The sequence below is a fragment of the Sphingopyxis sp. TUF1 genome (assembly GCF_036687315.1).
Lineage (GTDB): Bacteria > Pseudomonadota > Alphaproteobacteria > Sphingomonadales > Sphingomonadaceae > Sphingopyxis > Sphingopyxis kveilinensis.
Genome location: NZ_CP144683.1, coordinates 3,154,248 through 3,169,754 on the forward strand (window position 1 = coordinate 3,154,248; position 15,507 = coordinate 3,169,754).

The following is a 15,507-nucleotide window of genomic DNA, read 5'->3' on the forward strand; positions in this document are numbered from 1 at the left end:
TCGTTTTGGCCGTTCAGCGGCCCCCTAAGCTGCCGCCCGACATGGCGTCGGCGAGCGAACAGGCGGCCGGGCCGAGAATGACGATGAACAGCACCGGCAGGATGAACATGATCAGCGGCACGGTCATGATGGCTGGAAGCCGCGCCGCCTTTTCCTCGGCGCGCATCATGCGTTCGTTGCGGAATTCGGCCGACAGGACGCGCAGCGCGCTGGCGAGCGGGGTGCCGTATTTTTCGGTCTGGATCATCGTCGTGACGACACCCTTCACCGATTCCAGATTGACGCGATAGGCGAGATTTTCGAACGCTTGGCGCCGCTCGGTCAGGAAGCCCAGCTCGATCGACGTCAGCGCAAATTCTTCGCCGAGTTCGGGGTAGGCGCGGCCGAGTTCTTTCGACACGCGCGAGAAGGCGGAGTCGACGGTCAGGCCCGCCTCGGCGCAGATCACGAGCAGGTCGAGCGCGTCGGGAAGTCCCTTGCGGATCGCATCGGTACGCTTCTGGCGCTTGTTATCGACGAAAAGATCGGGCGCCTTATACCCCAGGATGAGCGCGGCCATAGTGAATCCCGACCGCTTGAACGGCGTGAGATCGGGCCACATATCGACGCCGTAGATCAAGAAGGCTGCGATTCCGCCGAAAACGATGGGCAGAACCATCCGCCCGAAAATGACCGCGACGGCCAGGTCCTTCGACCTTATTCCCGCTTGCGCGAGCTTTTGCTGGACTTCCTTGATCTGACTGTCCTGCAGAACCTGCAACCGGCCCAGAAAGGTGCGCATCTTGTCGGCGGTCTGATTCTTGCGGACCAGCCGGGCGCGACGTTTGGCGGTCGAAGCGGTGATGCCAGCTTTCAGCTGTTCGCGACGCTCATTGAGCGCCTTGACGCGCTTCGTCATCGGATTGCGGACGGTCAGCACATTGTAGATGGCGACGAGCACCGCAAAAACGCCGACTGCGGCGAGCAAGGTGCCGGCCCATACGACGTCGATGCCGAGAATCGTCGGCCCGCGCTGAGCACCGGAGAAAGCTGCGGTCACAAGAAGGCTGCTGGTCATCGTTAGGGCCCTTAAATCTCGAAACGGACCATCTTTGCCATGATTCCGGCGCCGATGCTCATCCAGACCAGCCCGCCGATACCGGCAATGATGAGGCGCTCTTCCGAGAAGAAGCCTGCCAGATAGTTTGGGTTCATCATCCACACGACGCCGAACACGAAAAAGGGCAGGGCGCCAACGATATAGGCCGAAGCCTTCGCTTCCGACGACATGGCGCGGATCTTGAGCTTCATTTGCGCGCGCTTGCGCAGCACGTCTGACAGGTTCGCTAGCGTTTCGGCCAGATTGCCGCCCGTCTCGCGCTGAATCTGGATCGTAATGCAGAAAAACTGGAATTCGGGCGTGCCGAGCATGTCGGCCGTTTCCTGCAGCGCAGCTTCCATCGTGTTGCCGATGCGGATGCGCTCGACGACTCCCTTGAACTCTTCACCCACCGGCCCTGGAATTTCCTGGCTGACAACCTGAAACGTCTCGGTCACGGGCAGGCCCGACCGAAGTCCGCGCACGAGCAGGTCGATTGCGTCGGGAAAGCGCGTGTTGAACTTGGCCACACGCTTATTGATCGTCATGCTGACGACTAGATTGGGAATACCGAGGCTCAGCAGAAGTCCGAACAGCGCGGCCATCGGCAAGGGCGCGCGGACGATCAGCATGGCGCCGGTCGCAACGACAAAAAGCCCCATCGATGCGAACATAAATTGGGTAAGCGTCCAGTTCTTGCCCGTCCTGCGGATGCGCTTTTCCAGTTCTTCGCGGCGCGGGAGCAAGTTGGTGAGCGACGAATCGCCTCGATTCCCTGCCGACTGGATCGTCTTGCGCATTTGAGCCGCGACAACGGCTTCGGTCGATGCTGCATGGCGATCCTTCATCATCGCCAGCCGACGCGACTTTGCCTTGCCGGCAGACGGGCCGCCCAGCAGGACCACGAGGACTGCAAAGGCCAGGAAGGCCCCGGCAACGATAAGGATGACTTGCAGGTTCATGGTCAGCTGGTGTCCGCTTCTAATGCTGGATATTGCGTCGGCGCATCGCGTGCGCCGTCACGCCGCCTGTTTCGCACCCTTCTTGTTGAATCCGAGCTTGCCGAGCAGCGATCCGCGCGCCTTGCCCTTTGAGGCGACCGCGGCCATTTCTTCGGCTTCGACGTCGGCACCGTCGAGGATCATCCGCATCAGATTGTTCCAGACCAACGCGGCTTTGGTGCCCTTGCACGTCTCGGCATAAGATTTGCCGAGCTTCGCCGACTGGGCGACTAGCTTGGGATCGAAAGGGATGACGATGTCGATTGGACGCTCGATCGAGGACTCGAACTCCTTGCGCGACAGCTCGCCTATCGCATTCTGGAACTTGTTGGCGACCAGAAGCACGCGCGCACCCGGAACATTCTGTTTGAACCAGGACAGAAGACGGATTGTATCGCGCGCGGCCGCCAGCGTTACATCGGTAACCAGCAATATGGTTCCGGCTTCCGACACAAGATGCGGGAAGGGGATCAGGACCTGACGCGGAATATCGACGATCGTCATTTCGAACGCGTTGCGCAGCTCTTCCTCCAGCTGGAAAAAGGCCGAGCCGTCGGTCATCATCGGCTGGTGGATCGGCGCTTCGGCCGACAACAGGCTGAGCTTGTCCGACGCGCGCACCATCGCGCGTTCGATGAAGAGACCATCGATACGGCTGGGATTGTCGATCGCGTCGATCAGCCCGCGGCCGGGCTCGAGATCCAGCGTCAGCGCGCCGGTGCCGAAGTGGACATCGAGATCGAGCAGCGCCGTTTGGCGATCGGCCTGTTCACTGATTGCCCAGGCGAGCGAGGTCGACACCATCGAAGCGCCGACACCGCCGCGCACGCCGACCACCGCCATCATGTGGTGCGGCCGGTCATCGTGCATGTCGACATGTTTCGGCGCCGACAGCATCGCCTGCGCCATGGTCAGCGATTCGCGAACCTGATCGAGCGACAGTGGTTTCAGAAGATAGTCTTGAATGCCGCTCGACAGCAGGTCGCGATACAGGCGAACATCGTTGACCTGCCCCGCTGCGATTACGACGGTGCCGGGTTCGCACACTTCGGCCAGTGCGTTGATGTCGTTAATCGGATCCCCCGATTCGGACATATCGACGAACAGAATGTTCGGGCTCGCCGACACCGACAGCGATTGCACGGCGTTGCGAAGCCCGCCCTTGTTGCACTTTTCCATCGGCCAACCCATGTCGGTGGCTGCAAGGCGGATCAGCTCCAGCGTCTCGTCGTCGCATACGAAAGCGTTAAATGGGTCGCGCAAAGCTGCTGATTTGAAAGGAGCGTTCACTGGCCGCCTCCGCTGGTGGGTGCCTTGGTCAGCGCTTCGGCACCGGTCTGAGGTTTCGTCCGATAGGTCTGGATCGCGCGCGTTGCGGCGACCGGGTCGTGTCCGGTGTCACGCGTGCCCTTGATCAGATCGTTGGGATCGGCGACCATCGTCGCGAGGTTGCTGTTGATTGCGCAGCCATAGTTGGACGACGTGGCGTTCACCGGGTTCAGCGACGATTTGCTGTCCCAGTTAGGGCAACCCGGAACCGAGGCCGACGCCCTTGTCACGACGACGCGCAAATGACCCTCCGGCACTGTGCCGGTGGTGACCGGGACATCGCGGCTCAACAGTAGCCCGCGGCGCTCGACCATTGCGCGAACGGTCGCTTGTGCCGACGACGCGCCATAGAGCGACGGGTCTTCAACCGCCACGCGGTCGCCGTAGCTGACGCCCATTGCGTCCAGCCAGCCTTGCAGGCGGCCCTGCTCGCTGGGGGGCAGTTCACCGCCGGTCGCGGCGACGTCGAACTGGTAGACGGCGTTGCGCACGACTGGCTGATGCACCGATTCCAGGCTGGCGTTGCTATAGGCGCTGCCCGCACAGCCAGCGAGCGTCGTCGTAAGCGCCAGAATCGTCCAAGTTGCGATATTTTTCATCACTTTGCTCCTGAAATCGGGCGCGTCACTTGATGCTGAAACCAGGCGATGCTTCGGCGCCGCGCGGGCGGTCGGCGTCACCAACATTGGTGTCGAGCCGCGGCTTGGGGCGATCACCGCCGGTCACCCCGTTGCTGGTCTGGTTGAGCAGCAGGCGCTGCAGATCGCTGGAGTCGCGGAAGGCGTCGGTCGGCAGCTTGATGTCGTTTGCCGACACTGGCTGGACCAGATAGGGCGTCACCACGATGACGAGTTCGGTCTCGCCGCGGCGGAAGCTGTCCGATTTGAACAGCATACCAAGCAACGGAACGTCACCGAGGCCGGGCATCTTGTCGATCGCGCCGATCGATCGGTTGTTGAGCAGACCCGCGATCATGAAGCTTTCGCCCGATCCAAGTTCGACCGTCGTTTCGGCGCGGCGGATGGTGAGGGCGGGAACCTGGAAGTTATCGAGTTCGATCGCGCCTTCGGTCGACAGCTCTGATACTTCGGGACGGACGCGCAGGCTGATGCGGCCGTTCGATAGCACCGTCGGCGTATAGGCCAGGCTGACGCCATATTTGCGATATTCGATCGTTGTTCCGGCAAAGTTGCCGGGGATCGGGACCGGGAATTCGCCGCCCGCGAGGAAGTCGGCCGTTTCGCCGGAAATCGCCGTCAGGTTGGGCTGTGCCAGCGTTGCGACGAGCCCCGATCGCTCGCCGATGTCGAGCGACGCGATCAGATCGAGTCCGAACAGGCGCCCCGCGCCCGCAAGACTGCGGGTGCCGGACGGCGTCGTGATCGTGTAGGTCGTGTTTCCGTTGGCGTCGGTTGTGATCGTGCCGGCTTGACGGCCGCCAAAAACACCGCCGAGGAAGCCGTTGCCGAGCGGTCCATCGGTGTCGCGGGTCAATAGGTTGCCGCTAATTTCCTTGACGAGCGAGCGATTCACCTCGGCAATGCGGACCTGAAGATTGACCTGCAGCGGTGTCGCAGTGCGCAGGCGCGACAGCACCTTGGTTTGATCGCCGACAAAAGCCTGTACCAGCCGTTCGGCCTCGGCCGCGTCGTCGGGCGACTGGACGGTGCCCGTCAGCAGCACGAAGCCGTTCATCGTGTTCGCCGCGATACTTGCCTCCGGCATGGCCAGCGACAGCATCTGGTCGATCGTTTCGATATTGTTCCCAACGCGCGCGACGGTCGAAAAGACCACCCGTCCGCTGGCATCGGTCGCATAGATGCTTGTTTCGCCAGGCGCTTTGGCAAAGACATAGAGCTGACGGCTCGAACGGACCTGCACGTCGGCAACCTTGTCGTCGGCGACGAAAACATCGCTCATCGGTGCGGGCAGGCTGACCAGGCGGCCGCGACCGACCGACAAATCAATGCTGCTGCTGGCGTTCTGCACCGCCTGCGCCTTGACCGGCTGCGAAGGCGCCGCCATCAATGTGCTAGCTACCAGGCCGATGGCCAAGGTGCGAGCCAGAGCCGCCGCCTTGAAATTGGCTTTGCTGTTCATCTTACTTACCCCCCACCGGAACTTCGGTCATCTTGTCCCCGCGGGTCACGCGCACGACCGGGCCGGTCGGAACCGACGCGGCACGACCGCTCGTAACCGGCGCATAATTGCCGCTGTTTTCAGCCGGCTGCGGCCGCGGCGCAGTTACGCGACCGCGCACCGGGATCCAGAAGCGCGACACGTCGCCGCCGGTCGTCGCTGACGAGCGGTTGGCGACCGGCCGCGCGGCGGCCTGTGCCAGCATCTTTCTTTCGGCGGCTGTGCCGACCGATGCCGGCACTTCGACTTCGCCCGATGCGATTGCAGCATCGAGTTCGCCGGCGCTTTCGGCCAGCGGGCGCAGCGCAAGCGAAATGCGCCCCATGCCCTGCGCGACGGCAATCTTCTCGGCGATCTCCGGCGTCGCTTCCAGCGTCACCGAACCAAAGGTGCGAACCGGGGTCTTGCCCGTTTCGTCCTCGGCGTCATAGCGCTGGTCGGTGGCCAGAACACGAATATTGCGAACGATCGTCTCGGCGGTAAATATCTGCTTGTCGGGATAGGCGCTGCCTTCTTCGACATCGATCGTCTGCGTGAGCATCACATCGACGCGGTCGCCCGGAAAAACGAAACCCGCGACGCCCTGTTCCTGCGACACCTTGACCGTGACCGCGCGCATTCCCGGGCCCAGCGCCGCAGCGAGGAAGCCGCGATCGTCCGGATGAACCAGCGCGCCCTGCGTGAGCGGCTGTCCTGCCGTGATCGGATGGCGCACGACGGTGCCGACCAACGTGTTCACGTCGGTCTTTTCCTTGACGAAATAGGCGTTTTCGACCAGTTCCTTCGGCCACGGCTGGAACCGGAAGCTGTCGGGGCCGATGATCGTGCCGACGGGCAGCTGCCGCGTCGCAACGAGGATCATCGGGCCGGTGATATCCGCCGCCGCTGCTGCACGCGCCGAGGGAGCTCCCGCTCCGCGCATCATGTAGTTGACCCCGAATGCTGCGCTGATGGCAATCACCAGCGCGCCGACGATCAGCATAATCTTTCGCGTATCCATGACGATTTTTCGCCTCCTGCACCCACCGGAAACGGCAGCGCTTGCCCTCAGGTTGAACCGATAGCCTGAAACTGGTTAAGATAGTGTTGGTGAAGCGCCCAAAGTCCCGCGGCGGCGATGGCGACCCCATAGGGCACGTCGGCTGCTTTGTCGGAAGCGCGCAATTTCATATAGATAAGCATGAATGCTGACAGGATTCCGCCGCCGATGGCCATGATCATGAGCATCGGCAGGAACAGCGGAAGCGGGATCCACAGCATCACACCGCCGATCATTTTGACGTCGCCGCCGCCCATCGCGCCGATGGCGAACAGACCGGCGAAGATCAGAAAGACCAGCAGGGCGGCGCCGAACTGGATCGGTATGTCGGGCCAGAGCGCCAAGCCCGAAACGATCCAGAAGGGTATGGCCAGCACAGCGATGGCGGCGTTGAGTTCGTTGGAAATGGTGCGCGAGCGGATGTCGCTGATCGCCGCGGCAACCATCATCAATCCGAGGAGAGCCATCAGGCCAAGCGCGATCGTGCCGTTTTCCATCGACCCGCTCCTACGCTTCATGGCTTACCAAAGAGTAACCATGATCGCGCGGCGACCGCTTGCATTCCGCAAGGCAGCCGATATGCGGCCCGCATGACCGACACCGCCCCTTTTGCAACCGATGTCTTGATCGTGGGCGCGGGCATTGCCGGTGCCAGCTTGGCGGCGGCGCTGGCACCGTGGCGGCGTGTGACGCTGGTGGAGGCGGAGGATGCGCCGGGCTACCACGCCACCGGACGCTCCGCCGCTTTCTGGCACGAAAGCTATGGCGGCGCGCAAGTGCAGCCGCTGACGCGCGCATCTTTCGATATGCTCGATCGGCCGCCGCCCGCCTTTTCCGATCCAGGGTTTCTGACGGTGCGGCGTGCATTGACGCTGGGCAGGGCAGGGGACGTCGCAGCAATAGATGCCTTTGCGGCCGAGTTTGCCGCGAAAGGCGTGGCGGTCGAGCGCATCTCAGGCGCGGCACTGGCCCGACATATACCCGGACTTCGGCCCGAATGGAGCGAAGCGGCCTATGAGCCTGCGTGCCGTGACATCGACGTGGGCAGGCTCCACGCCGCTTATCTGCGCGAAGCAAAACGCGCGGGCGCGGCGCTGATCACGCGTGCGCCGCTTCACGGCGCGCGCCGCGTTGCAGACGGGTGGGAGGTTGAGACAGGCAAGGGCGTCATCCATGCCGGGCTGCTCGTTAACGCTGCAGGCGCTTGGGCCGATCAGGTCGCCGCGCTTTGCGGCATCGCGGCGGTGGGTATTCAACCCTATCGCCGCACGATGCTGCAACTGCGGCTGGACGTGCCTGTGCCGGCCGAACTACCGCTCGTGATCGACATCGGCGGTACCTTCTATTTCAAGGGCGAGAGCGTCGGGCGAGTTTGGCTCACGCCGCACGACGAGACCCCGGTGAATCCGCACGACGTGGTTCCCGAAGACATCGATATCGCGCTGGCAATCGATCGATTGCAATCGGTCGTCGATTGGCCGGTCGCCGCGGTCGAGCGCAAATGGGCTGGCCTGCGAAGCTTTGCGCCCGACCGGCTTCCTGTGTTCGGACCCGACCGGCACGACAATCGCTTCATATGGTGCGCGGGCCAGGGAGGCGTTGGCATCCAGACGGCCCCGGCGATCGCCGCGTTGCTTGCAGTGCAACTGGGGGCGCCTGAACCCGATGGTGCGATCGGGCGAGTCGATCCCTCGCCGTTCGCGCCGTCGCGATTTGGCTGACCCCATCTTCGCTTGCATGACGGAGGCAGCCGATTAGCATAAGCTTTGCTCGCCATCATCGGTGCGGCGCGATCTGTGGAGGACGGCATGGCCCATTATTTCGAGATCAATAAGAACAAGGCCGGCGAATTTGTCGCCTATTTCAAATATAATAGCGAAACGATCTTTTGGACCGAGGGATATAGCAGCAAGGCGTCGGCAAAGAATGCCATCGAGTCGATCCAGAAGAACGGCCCCGGCGCAGAAATCCGCGAAACCGAATAGGGGACAAGGCGGCGGGTGTTTAGCGCGCCCGCGCCATCTTCAGCGCAGCATCGCTGGCTAGCTGGTCGGCGAGTTCATTGTCGCCGTGCCCTGCGTGACCTTTCACCCAGATCCACTCGACCTTGTGCCGCGCGTTTTCCTTCACCAGCCGCTGCCAGAGGTCGGCATTGGCAACGGGCTTTTTCGCGGCGGTCTTCCAGCCATTTTTCTGCCAGCCGAAGATCCATTTGGTGATCCCGTCGCGGACATAGACGCTGTCGGTCGACAATTCGACATTGCACGAACGCTTGAGCGCGGCGAGCGCCTCGATCGCCGCCATCAACTCCATACGGTTGTTTGTCGTGTCCGCCTCGCCCCCGGACAGCGTCTTGACGACGTCGCCCCAGCGCAGGACCGCGCCCCAGCCGCCGGGACCGGGATTGCCCTTGCACGCGCCGTCGGTCGCGACGATGACGGTTCGGCCTTCGCTCATGCCGCGACGAAGAGGGCGTCGGCGTCGGCCGCCTGATAGCGACGGAGCCGCGCAAGAAACGGCGCGGGGTCCTTGCGCGTGACAAGCGCGCCCGGCGGCGTGTGAATCCAGTCATGCGCGCGCGTCAACAAAAACCGAAGCGCTGCGCCGCGCGCCAGAAGGGGCAACGCGGCCTTCTCATCGTCGGTCAGCGTGATTTCGGACGCATAGCCGCGCATCAGGGCCGCGGCGCGCGCATCATCGCAGCGGCGTCCATCCGCAGAGAAAGTCCAGGAGGCGTGCGTAACCGCCAGATCATAGGCGCGAAAATCGCTCGCCGCGAAATAAAAGTCGATCAGGCCGGTGACGCGTTCGCCGAGCATCAGAACATTGTCCGGGAACAGGTCGGCGTGGATAACATGCACCGGCAGGTCGCGCGGCCAGTGCGCATCGAGATGGGCAAGTTCGTCGTCGACGATCGCCTGAAGCCCCGGAATCACGGCGTCGAGATCGCCCGCGCCACCGGCAATCGTCCGCCAGTGACGATGCCCCATGCTGTTTTCGCGCGTGCCCACGAAATCGGCGACCGCCCGGTGCATCGCACCCAGTGCCGCACCGGCGGCTTCGCACTGGCCTGGGGTGGGGTGCGTTAGCGAAATGCCGGGCAGGAATTGGATAACGCACGCCGCGCGGCCCGATACCTTTTGGATTGCGACGCCTTCGCGGTCGCGGATCATCGCCGGAACAGGGCAGTCGTGCGTTGCGAGATGGTCGAGCAGATCGACGAAAAAGGGCAGGTCGCCCTCGCTGACGCGTTTTTCGTAAAGCGTCAGGATGAAGCGACCGTGCGTTGTTTCGAGCAGGAAATTGCTGTTCTCGACGCCTTCGGCGATCCCCTTGCACGACACGACCGTGCCGATGTCGTAGCGGGCGACCAGCGCGGCGAGGTCGTCGGGCTCAACGTGCGTGTAGACGGCCATCAGGCGGCTTCGAGGCCGCGCGGCAGCTTGAAAACCATATTCTCTTCGGCGGTCACGACGACTTCTTCGACGATCGGCCGCACCGAGGCGACAGCGTCGATTACCTCGCGAACCAGCGTTTCAGGGGCGCTGGCACCCGCGGTGATGCCGAGCGTGCCGATTGCATCCAGCCAGGTCGGATCGACATCATGGCCGCGCTGAACCAGATGCGCCGGAGTACCAAGCCGCTCGGCCACTTCTACAAGGCGTAGGCTGTTCGAACTGTTCGGCGCGCCGATCACGATCATCCGGTCGCACCGCGTCGCGATGGCCTTGACCGCTTCCTGTCGGTTGGATGTCGCATAGCAAATATCCTCGCCGCGCGGTCCGGCGATGGCGGGGAAGCGATGCTGGAGCGCGGCGACGATGTCGCGGGTGTCGTCGACCGAGAGGGTCGTCTGGGTCAGGAAAGAAAGCTGGTCGGCATCTGCCGGCGTCAGCGCAGCGACATCATCGACCGATTCGACCAGCGTCATTGCGCCATCGGGCAATTGTCCGAGCGTGCCGACGACCTCGGGGTGTCCGGCATGGCCGATGAAGATGATGTGACGGCCGGCTTCATAGGCGCGCTCGGCCTGCCGATGGACTTTCGAAACCAGCGGACACGTCGCGTCAATATAGTCGAGCCCCCGCATTTCGGCCTTCGCGGGTACGGCTTTCGGCACGCCATGGGCACTGAAAACCACAGGGACGCCGTCGGGAACCTGATCGAGCGATTCGACGAAAATTGCTCCCTTGGCCTTCAGCGATTCGACGACATAGCGGTTGTGGACGATTTCGTGCCGCACATAGACAGGGGCGCCGAACCGCTCGAGCGCCAGTTCGACGATGCGGATCGCGCGATCGACGCCCGCGCAAAAGCCGCGCGGCGCTGCGATCAGAACCGTGAGCGCGGCATCATCGCGGGCCGCAGCGGGCATCGGCGGGTGGGGAGCGTTCATGATGCGCGCGCTCTAGCGCAGCAAGTCGTTCGCGGTAAAGCGGCTTCGTCCATCTTGTCCGGTTGCGCCGCGTTCATCGCACCGATAAGAAGCGGCGCGCATGACGCGGGACCGATCGCCTTTCGCCCGTCAACATGCCTGTATGGAAAGCCAGTGTATCATGACCCTCATTTCGTGTCCGTCCCGCAAAAATTTGGCTCTGCTGTGCGGAGTAGCGGCGATGGCGAGCGTCGCCGGCTGTGCGAAGGACAATGAAATCGAAGTGGCGGGTGGGGTCGGCATCACCGCAACGCGGTCCGCCTGCCCGGCGGTAGCCGTGCCGCTGCACACCGGGGACATCACGTTGTTCGACCCCGCAACAAGCCGCGATGCACGCGCCATCGACGTCGTCGCCGCAATCACCAATGTGACGCCGCAGTGCAACGAGGCGGGCGACAAAGTCTATCAGCTCGCCGATTTCGAAGTCGTTGCGACGCGACGCGACGCCGGCCCGGCTCGCACGGTGACGCTGCCATATTATGCAACGGTGCTGCAGGGCGGCACCGCCGTGGTGGCCAAGCGCCTTGGCAATGTCGCGGTGACCTTTGCCGATGGGCAGACGCGCGGCACCGGCCGAGCGCAGGCGTCGGCCTATGTCGATCGCGCCGCCGCGACGCTGCCCGCAGACATTCAGGAGCGTATCACGCGCCGCCGCAAGGCGGGTGATCAGGATGCCGCGATCGATCCGCTCAGCCTGCCCGAAGTGCGCGCAGCGGTGCAGCGCGCAAGCTTCGAACTGCTCGTCGGCTTTCAGCTGACGCAGGAACAGCTCGAATATAATGTCCGACGATAGATAATGCGGCGGCGCGCGGCGCCGTTCGCACCGTCACGCCCCGCTCCGCCGACCGGCGATGCGGGGCTTTTCGCGCCCGTATAGCTGTTATAGGGCGCTCCAGTTCTTTCGATCGAAGATAGGCCCCGCCCTATGACCCTGTTTCGCCGCTTTTCCGACCATATCGGGTCCGCACTCGACGCGCTTGCCGCACGCGGTGCTATTCCCGCCGATCTTGATCGTTCGGCGGTCAGTGTCGAGCCGCCGCGCGATGCGGCACATGGCGATGTGGCAACGAACGCCGCGATGGTGCTTGCGAAGCCCGCGGGCATGAACCCGCGCGCGCTTGCCGAACTGCTTGCCGCCGAACTGGGCGCGCTCGACGAAGTGGTCGAGGCGAGCGTCGCCGGACCGGGCTTTATCAACCTGCGTCTTGCCGACGACAGCTGGCGCGACGAACTGGCGCTCGTTCACGATCTTGGCCCCGATTACGGCCGCTCGAAAATGGGGCAGGGGCGGCGCGTCAACGTGGAGTATGTCTCGGCCAATCCGACGGGGCCGATGCACGTCGGCCATTGCCGCGGCGCGGTCGTCGGCGATGCGCTCGCCGCCTTGCTCGAATATGCAGGGCACGACGTCATCCGCGAATATTATGTCAACGACGCGGGCGCACAGGTGGATGTCCTCGCACGGTCGGTGCACATGCGGTATCGCGAGGCGCTGGGTGAAGCGGTCGGTGCCATTCCCGAAGGCCTTTATCCGGGCGATTATCTGATTCCTGTGGGCGAGAAGCTGGCCGCGGAACATGGCGATCGCTTCGTCGATGCGCCCGAAAGCGCGTGGCTGGGCCTGTTCCGCGCCGAAGCCGTCAGCGCGATGATGGACATGATCCGCGCCGATCTTGCGAAGCTTGGCATTCACCACGACCTTTTCTCGTCCGAGGCCGAGCTTCAGGCGGCGGGCAAACCCGCAGCGGCCGAGAAATGGCTGCGCGAACAGGGTCTCGTCTATGACGGCCTTCTCGAAGCGCCGAAAGGCGAAACGCCCGAGGATTGGGAACCGGTCGAACTGCCGCTGTTCCGCTCGACGCAGTTCGGCGATGATCAGGATCGCCCGATCCGGAAATCGGACGGCAGCTGGACCTATTTCGGCGCCGACCTCGCCTATCATTTTCAGAAAAGCCAAAACGCAGACGAGTTGATCGACATCTGGGGCGCGGACCATGCGGGGACGGTCAAGCGGATCAAGGCTGCGGTCGCGGCGCTGACGGGCGGCAAGACGCGCTTCGATGTCAAGCTTGTGCAAATGGTGCGGCTGCTCAAAAATGGCGAGCCGTTCAAGATGTCGAAACGCGCTGGCAATTTCGTGACGCTCGCCGATGTCGTCGACGAAGTCGGCAAGGATGCGGTGCGCTTCACCATGCTGACGCGCAAGGCCGACGCGCAGATGGATTTCGATTTTGCAAAGGTGGTCGAAGCGTCGCGCGACAACCCCGTCTGGTATCTGCAATATGCCAATGCGCGGATTTCGCGGTTGCGCAAGAAGGCGGCGGACGCGGATATTGTGCTGCCTGCCCCGGCGCCCGAGCGGCTGGGTGCGCAAGAGTTGGGGCTGGTAAAGTTGCTGGCACAGTTCCCCCGGATCGTCGAGGCGGCGGCCTTTGCGCGCGAACCGCACCGGATTGCCTTTTACCTCGCCGACGTCGCGGCGGCCTTTCACGCATGGTATAATCTGGGCAATGACGATCCGGCGGCGCGCATTGTCCTTGATAATGACCCGGAATTGACCGCGACGCGCCTTTATTTGGCCGACGGAATCGGGCAGGTTATCCGCAACGGGCTGCAACTCATGGGAGTCGAGGCGCTCGAGGAGATGAACTGATGGCCGGGGGCAATATGGCGTTGCAGGATAGCGAAGGTCTCGGACTCGACGGTGAGGATCGGCTGCCCTGGCTCGAGGCGGCCGAGGGCTTCGATGAGGATGGCGAGGTGTCACCCGCGCGCTTGCTGATCATGGTGCTCGGCGGACTATTGCTGATCGGCGCAGTACTTGGCGGTCTCTGGTGGATTCAGAATGGCGGCGCGCGAGGCAAGGGCGAACTTATCGTTGCCGAAAAGGGCGATTACAAGATCGCGCCCGCAAGCGACGGGGCGAAGACCTTCGAGGGCGAGGGTGACGCCAGCTTCTCCGCCAGCGAAGGCGCCGCGCCGGCGGGCAAGGTCGATCCGTCGCGGATGCCCGAAGAACCCGCGGTGACTCCGACCGAGCGCGAAGCTGCGGCGAAACCGCCCGCTGCGGCGTCCAAGTCGGCACCCAAGGCGCCCGCAAAGGTTGCCACTGCGCCCGAACCGGCAGCGCCGGGTGGCGCGATGATCCAGCTCGGCGCGTTCAGCAGTGAAAGCGCCGCAGCAAAGGCCTGGACGAATCTGTCCAAGCGTTTCGCCTATCTGGCCGAACTCAATCGGGTGATTTCGCCGGCCACGGTGGGATCGGGAACCGTCTACCGTTTGCGCGTGCCCGCAGGAACCGCGGCTAACGCGTCGGATTTGTGCGGAAAACTCCGCGTTGCTGGCGAAAATTGCGTCGTCGTCCGCTGATCGGCCCGCTTGGCCGCAGACTCCGTTGGTGCAATCAACCTGCTGTGGCATGGTGTAGGTCAACGATGCCGTATGAGGGGGCGGCGGCCGATGGAGGTTGACGCACGATGATTCCCGCAATTTTCGGCCTGTCGGGCCTGACCCTGACCGATGACGAGAGCGCCTTTTTTCGCGATTGCGAGCCGGCCGGCTACATATTGTTCGGACGGAATATCGAGAACCGCGATCAGCTACGCCGCCTGACCGACGATCTGCGCAGCCTCGACGGACGCAGCAACCTGCCGATCCTGATCGACCAGGAAGGCGGCCGCGTCGCACGCATGAAGGAACCCGAATGGCCCGCCTTTCCCAGCGGTGCTGCCTTTGATGCGCTTTATGAGCGTGCGCCCGCCAGCGCAATCGAGGCGGCGCGGCTCAACGCGATGGCGCTCGCGGCAATGCTTGCCGAGGTGGGGATCACCGTCGACTGCCTGCCGCTGCTCGACGTGCGCCAGCCGGGCGCGAGCGATGTCATTGGCGACCGTGCGCTCGGCAGCGAACCGATGCGCGTCGCCGCGTTGGGCCGCGCGATCCTGAGCGGATTGCAGGCGGGCGGCGTTGTCGGAATCGTCAAACATATTCCCGGCCACGGCCGCGCGCTGCTCGACACGCACGAGGCGCTGCCGACGGTCACGGCCTCCGACCATGAGCTTCAGACCGATCTGGCTCCCTTCGCTGCGCTTCGTGATGCGGCGATGGCGATGACTTGCCATGTTGTTTTCGCGACGTGGGATCCGGATCGCCCCGCCACGCTGTCGCCGACCGTCATCGACAGCGTGATCCGCCAGCGGATCGGTTTTCACGGGCTGTTGATGACCGACGACCTCGACATGAAGGCGCTGTCGGGCGACGTTCCCTCGCGCGCGGCTGATGCGATCGCGGCGGGGTGCGACATCGCACTCAATTGCTGGGCGCGAATGGACGACATGATCGGGATCGCGAATGCGCTCGATCCGATCAGCACCGTGTCGCGCGCGCGCCTCGAAGGCGCGATGGACCGGATCGCCGGTGCCCCCGACAAGGGCGAATTCGCCGCACTCGTCGATCAGCGCGACGCGCTGCTGGCGATGGCCTGACG

The 15,507-nt window shown here is 63.6% G+C and carries 16 protein-coding genes; 6 read left to right on the plus strand and 10 right to left on the minus strand.

Features of this window, described 5'->3' with window-relative positions; translation table 11 throughout:
* Positions 1-13: 13 nt before the first annotated feature.
* The 7 genes from VSX77_RS14815 to VSX77_RS14845 are packed head-to-tail and all read right to left on the minus strand — an operon-like array spanning position 14 to position 7,083.
* Entirely contained in the window at positions 14-1,057 is a 1,044-nt protein-coding gene (locus tag VSX77_RS14815) for a type II secretion system F family protein (RefSeq protein ID WP_338425374.1), read from the minus strand.
* 11 nt (positions 1,058-1,068) lie between these two features.
* Positions 1,069-2,040, minus strand: coding sequence for a type II secretion system F family protein (locus VSX77_RS14820; RefSeq protein ID WP_338425375.1), 972 nt, complete (start codon positions 2,038-2,040; stop codon positions 1,069-1,071).
* A gap of 57 nt (positions 2,041-2,097) precedes the next feature.
* Positions 2,098-3,369 carry a pilus assembly protein CpaE gene (locus tag VSX77_RS14825; RefSeq protein ID WP_338425376.1) on the minus strand — a complete coding sequence of 424 codons (1,272 nt, stop codon included), beginning with the start codon at positions 3,367-3,369 and terminating at the stop codon, positions 2,098-2,100.
* The gene (locus VSX77_RS14830; protein ID WP_338425377.1) at positions 3,366-4,007 is read right to left on the minus strand and encodes a CpaD family pilus assembly protein; all 642 of its coding nucleotides are present in this window, start codon (positions 4,005-4,007) and stop codon (positions 3,366-3,368) included. The genes VSX77_RS14825 and VSX77_RS14830 overlap by 4 nt, the downstream gene beginning before the upstream one ends.
* Before the next feature lie 25 nt (positions 4,008-4,032).
* The gene (locus tag VSX77_RS14835; protein WP_338425378.1) at positions 4,033-5,508 is read right to left on the minus strand and encodes a type II and III secretion system protein family protein; all 1,476 of its coding nucleotides are present in this window, start codon (positions 5,506-5,508) and stop codon (positions 4,033-4,035) included.
* A 1-nt stretch (position 5,509) separates the two neighbouring features.
* Positions 5,510-6,547, minus strand: coding sequence for a Flp pilus assembly protein CpaB (gene cpaB / locus VSX77_RS14840; protein WP_338425379.1), 1,038 nt, complete (start codon positions 6,545-6,547; stop codon positions 5,510-5,512).
* A 47-nt stretch (positions 6,548-6,594) separates the two neighbouring features.
* The gene (locus VSX77_RS14845) at positions 6,595-7,083 is read right to left on the minus strand and encodes an A24 family peptidase (RefSeq protein WP_338425380.1); all 489 of its coding nucleotides are present in this window, start codon (positions 7,081-7,083) and stop codon (positions 6,595-6,597) included.
* Between the two features lie 93 nt (positions 7,084-7,176).
* On the opposite strand from VSX77_RS14845, the gene VSX77_RS14850 reads away from it, so the two are divergent.
* Together VSX77_RS14850 and VSX77_RS14855 are read left to right on the plus strand one after the other, a co-directional pair.
* Complete coding sequence (locus tag VSX77_RS14850; RefSeq protein ID WP_338425381.1) at positions 7,177-8,307, plus strand: NAD(P)/FAD-dependent oxidoreductase; 1,131 nt, start codon at positions 7,177-7,179, stop codon at positions 8,305-8,307.
* 87 nt (positions 8,308-8,394) lie between these two features.
* Positions 8,395-8,571, plus strand: coding sequence for a YegP family protein (locus VSX77_RS14855; RefSeq protein WP_338425382.1), 177 nt, complete (start codon positions 8,395-8,397; stop codon positions 8,569-8,571).
* A gap of 19 nt (positions 8,572-8,590) precedes the next feature.
* Here VSX77_RS14855 and rnhA read toward each other — a convergent pair whose 3' ends face one another.
* From rnhA to ispH, 3 genes are read right to left on the minus strand one after another with little or no spacing between them, the layout of a single operon-like run.
* The gene (gene rnhA, locus VSX77_RS14860) at positions 8,591-9,043 is read right to left on the minus strand and encodes a ribonuclease HI (protein ID WP_338425383.1); all 453 of its coding nucleotides are present in this window, start codon (positions 9,041-9,043) and stop codon (positions 8,591-8,593) included.
* On the minus strand, positions 9,040-10,002 hold the full coding sequence (thrB, locus tag VSX77_RS14865; protein WP_338425384.1) for a homoserine kinase: 963 nt from the start codon (positions 10,000-10,002) through the stop codon (positions 9,040-9,042). Before thrB ends, rnhA begins: the two co-directional genes overlap by 4 nt.
* A complete protein-coding gene (gene ispH, locus VSX77_RS14870) occupies positions 10,002-10,982 on the minus strand; it encodes a 4-hydroxy-3-methylbut-2-enyl diphosphate reductase (protein ID WP_338425386.1) in 981 nt (326 codons plus the stop codon). Before ispH ends, thrB begins: the two co-directional genes overlap by 1 nt.
* 220 nt (positions 10,983-11,202) lie before the next feature.
* On the opposite strand from ispH, the gene VSX77_RS14875 reads away from it, so the two are divergent.
* The 4 genes from VSX77_RS14875 to nagZ all read left to right on the plus strand — a co-directional run bounded on the left by VSX77_RS14875 (position 11,203) and on the right by nagZ (position 15,505).
* Positions 11,203-11,814, plus strand: coding sequence for a hypothetical protein (locus VSX77_RS14875; RefSeq protein ID WP_338425387.1), 612 nt, complete (start codon positions 11,203-11,205; stop codon positions 11,812-11,814).
* Between the two features lie 132 nt (positions 11,815-11,946).
* Positions 11,947-13,674: an arginine--tRNA ligase gene (gene argS, locus VSX77_RS14880; RefSeq protein WP_338425388.1), complete on the plus strand. Its 1,728-nt coding sequence runs from the start codon at positions 11,947-11,949 to the stop codon at positions 13,672-13,674.
* Positions 13,674-14,390, plus strand: a complete 717-nt coding sequence (locus tag VSX77_RS14885) for an SPOR domain-containing protein (protein ID WP_338425389.1) — start codon at positions 13,674-13,676, stop codon at positions 14,388-14,390. Before argS ends, VSX77_RS14885 begins: the two co-directional genes overlap by 1 nt.
* Before the next feature lie 107 nt (positions 14,391-14,497).
* A complete protein-coding gene (gene nagZ, locus VSX77_RS14890) occupies positions 14,498-15,505 on the plus strand; it encodes a beta-N-acetylhexosaminidase (RefSeq protein WP_338425390.1) in 1,008 nt (335 codons plus the stop codon).
* The last annotated feature ends 2 nt before the right edge of the window (positions 15,506-15,507 follow it).

Excerpts from the sequence above, each read along its gene's own strand:
- VSX77_RS14815 (WP_338425374.1), bottom strand. The coding sequence starts at position 1,057 with ATGACCAGCAGCCTTCTTGTGACCGCAGCTTTCTCCGGTGCTCAGCGC.
- VSX77_RS14820 (WP_338425375.1), bottom strand. The coding sequence starts at position 2,040 with ATGAACCTGCAAGTCATCCTTATCGTTGCCGGGGCCTTCCTGGCCTTT.
- VSX77_RS14830 (WP_338425377.1), bottom strand. The coding sequence starts at position 4,007 with ATGAAAAATATCGCAACTTGGACGATTCTGGCGCTTACGACGACGCTC.
- VSX77_RS14835 (WP_338425378.1), bottom strand. The coding sequence starts at position 5,508 with ATGAACAGCAAAGCCAATTTCAAGGCGGCGGCTCTGGCTCGCACCTTG.
- cpaB (WP_338425379.1), bottom strand. The coding sequence starts at position 6,547 with ATGGATACGCGAAAGATTATGCTGATCGTCGGCGCGCTGGTGATTGCC.
- VSX77_RS14845 (WP_338425380.1), bottom strand. The coding sequence starts at position 7,083 with ATGGAAAACGGCACGATCGCGCTTGGCCTGATGGCTCTCCTCGGATTG.
- VSX77_RS14850 (WP_338425381.1), top strand. The coding sequence starts at position 7,177 with ATGACCGACACCGCCCCTTTTGCAACCGATGTCTTGATCGTGGGCGCG.
- VSX77_RS14855 (WP_338425382.1), top strand. The coding sequence starts at position 8,395 with ATGGCCCATTATTTCGAGATCAATAAGAACAAGGCCGGCGAATTTGTC.
- rnhA (WP_338425383.1), bottom strand. The coding sequence starts at position 9,043 with ATGAGCGAAGGCCGAACCGTCATCGTCGCGACCGACGGCGCGTGCAAG.
- thrB (WP_338425384.1), bottom strand. The coding sequence starts at position 10,002 with ATGGCCGTCTACACGCACGTTGAGCCCGACGACCTCGCCGCGCTGGTC.
- ispH (WP_338425386.1), bottom strand. The coding sequence starts at position 10,982 with ATGAACGCTCCCCACCCGCCGATGCCCGCTGCGGCCCGCGATGATGCC.
- VSX77_RS14875 (WP_338425387.1), top strand. The coding sequence starts at position 11,203 with ATGGCGAGCGTCGCCGGCTGTGCGAAGGACAATGAAATCGAAGTGGCG.
- argS (WP_338425388.1), top strand. The coding sequence starts at position 11,947 with ATGACCCTGTTTCGCCGCTTTTCCGACCATATCGGGTCCGCACTCGAC.
- VSX77_RS14885 (WP_338425389.1), top strand. The coding sequence starts at position 13,674 with ATGGCCGGGGGCAATATGGCGTTGCAGGATAGCGAAGGTCTCGGACTC.
- nagZ (WP_338425390.1), top strand. The coding sequence starts at position 14,498 with ATGATTCCCGCAATTTTCGGCCTGTCGGGCCTGACCCTGACCGATGAC.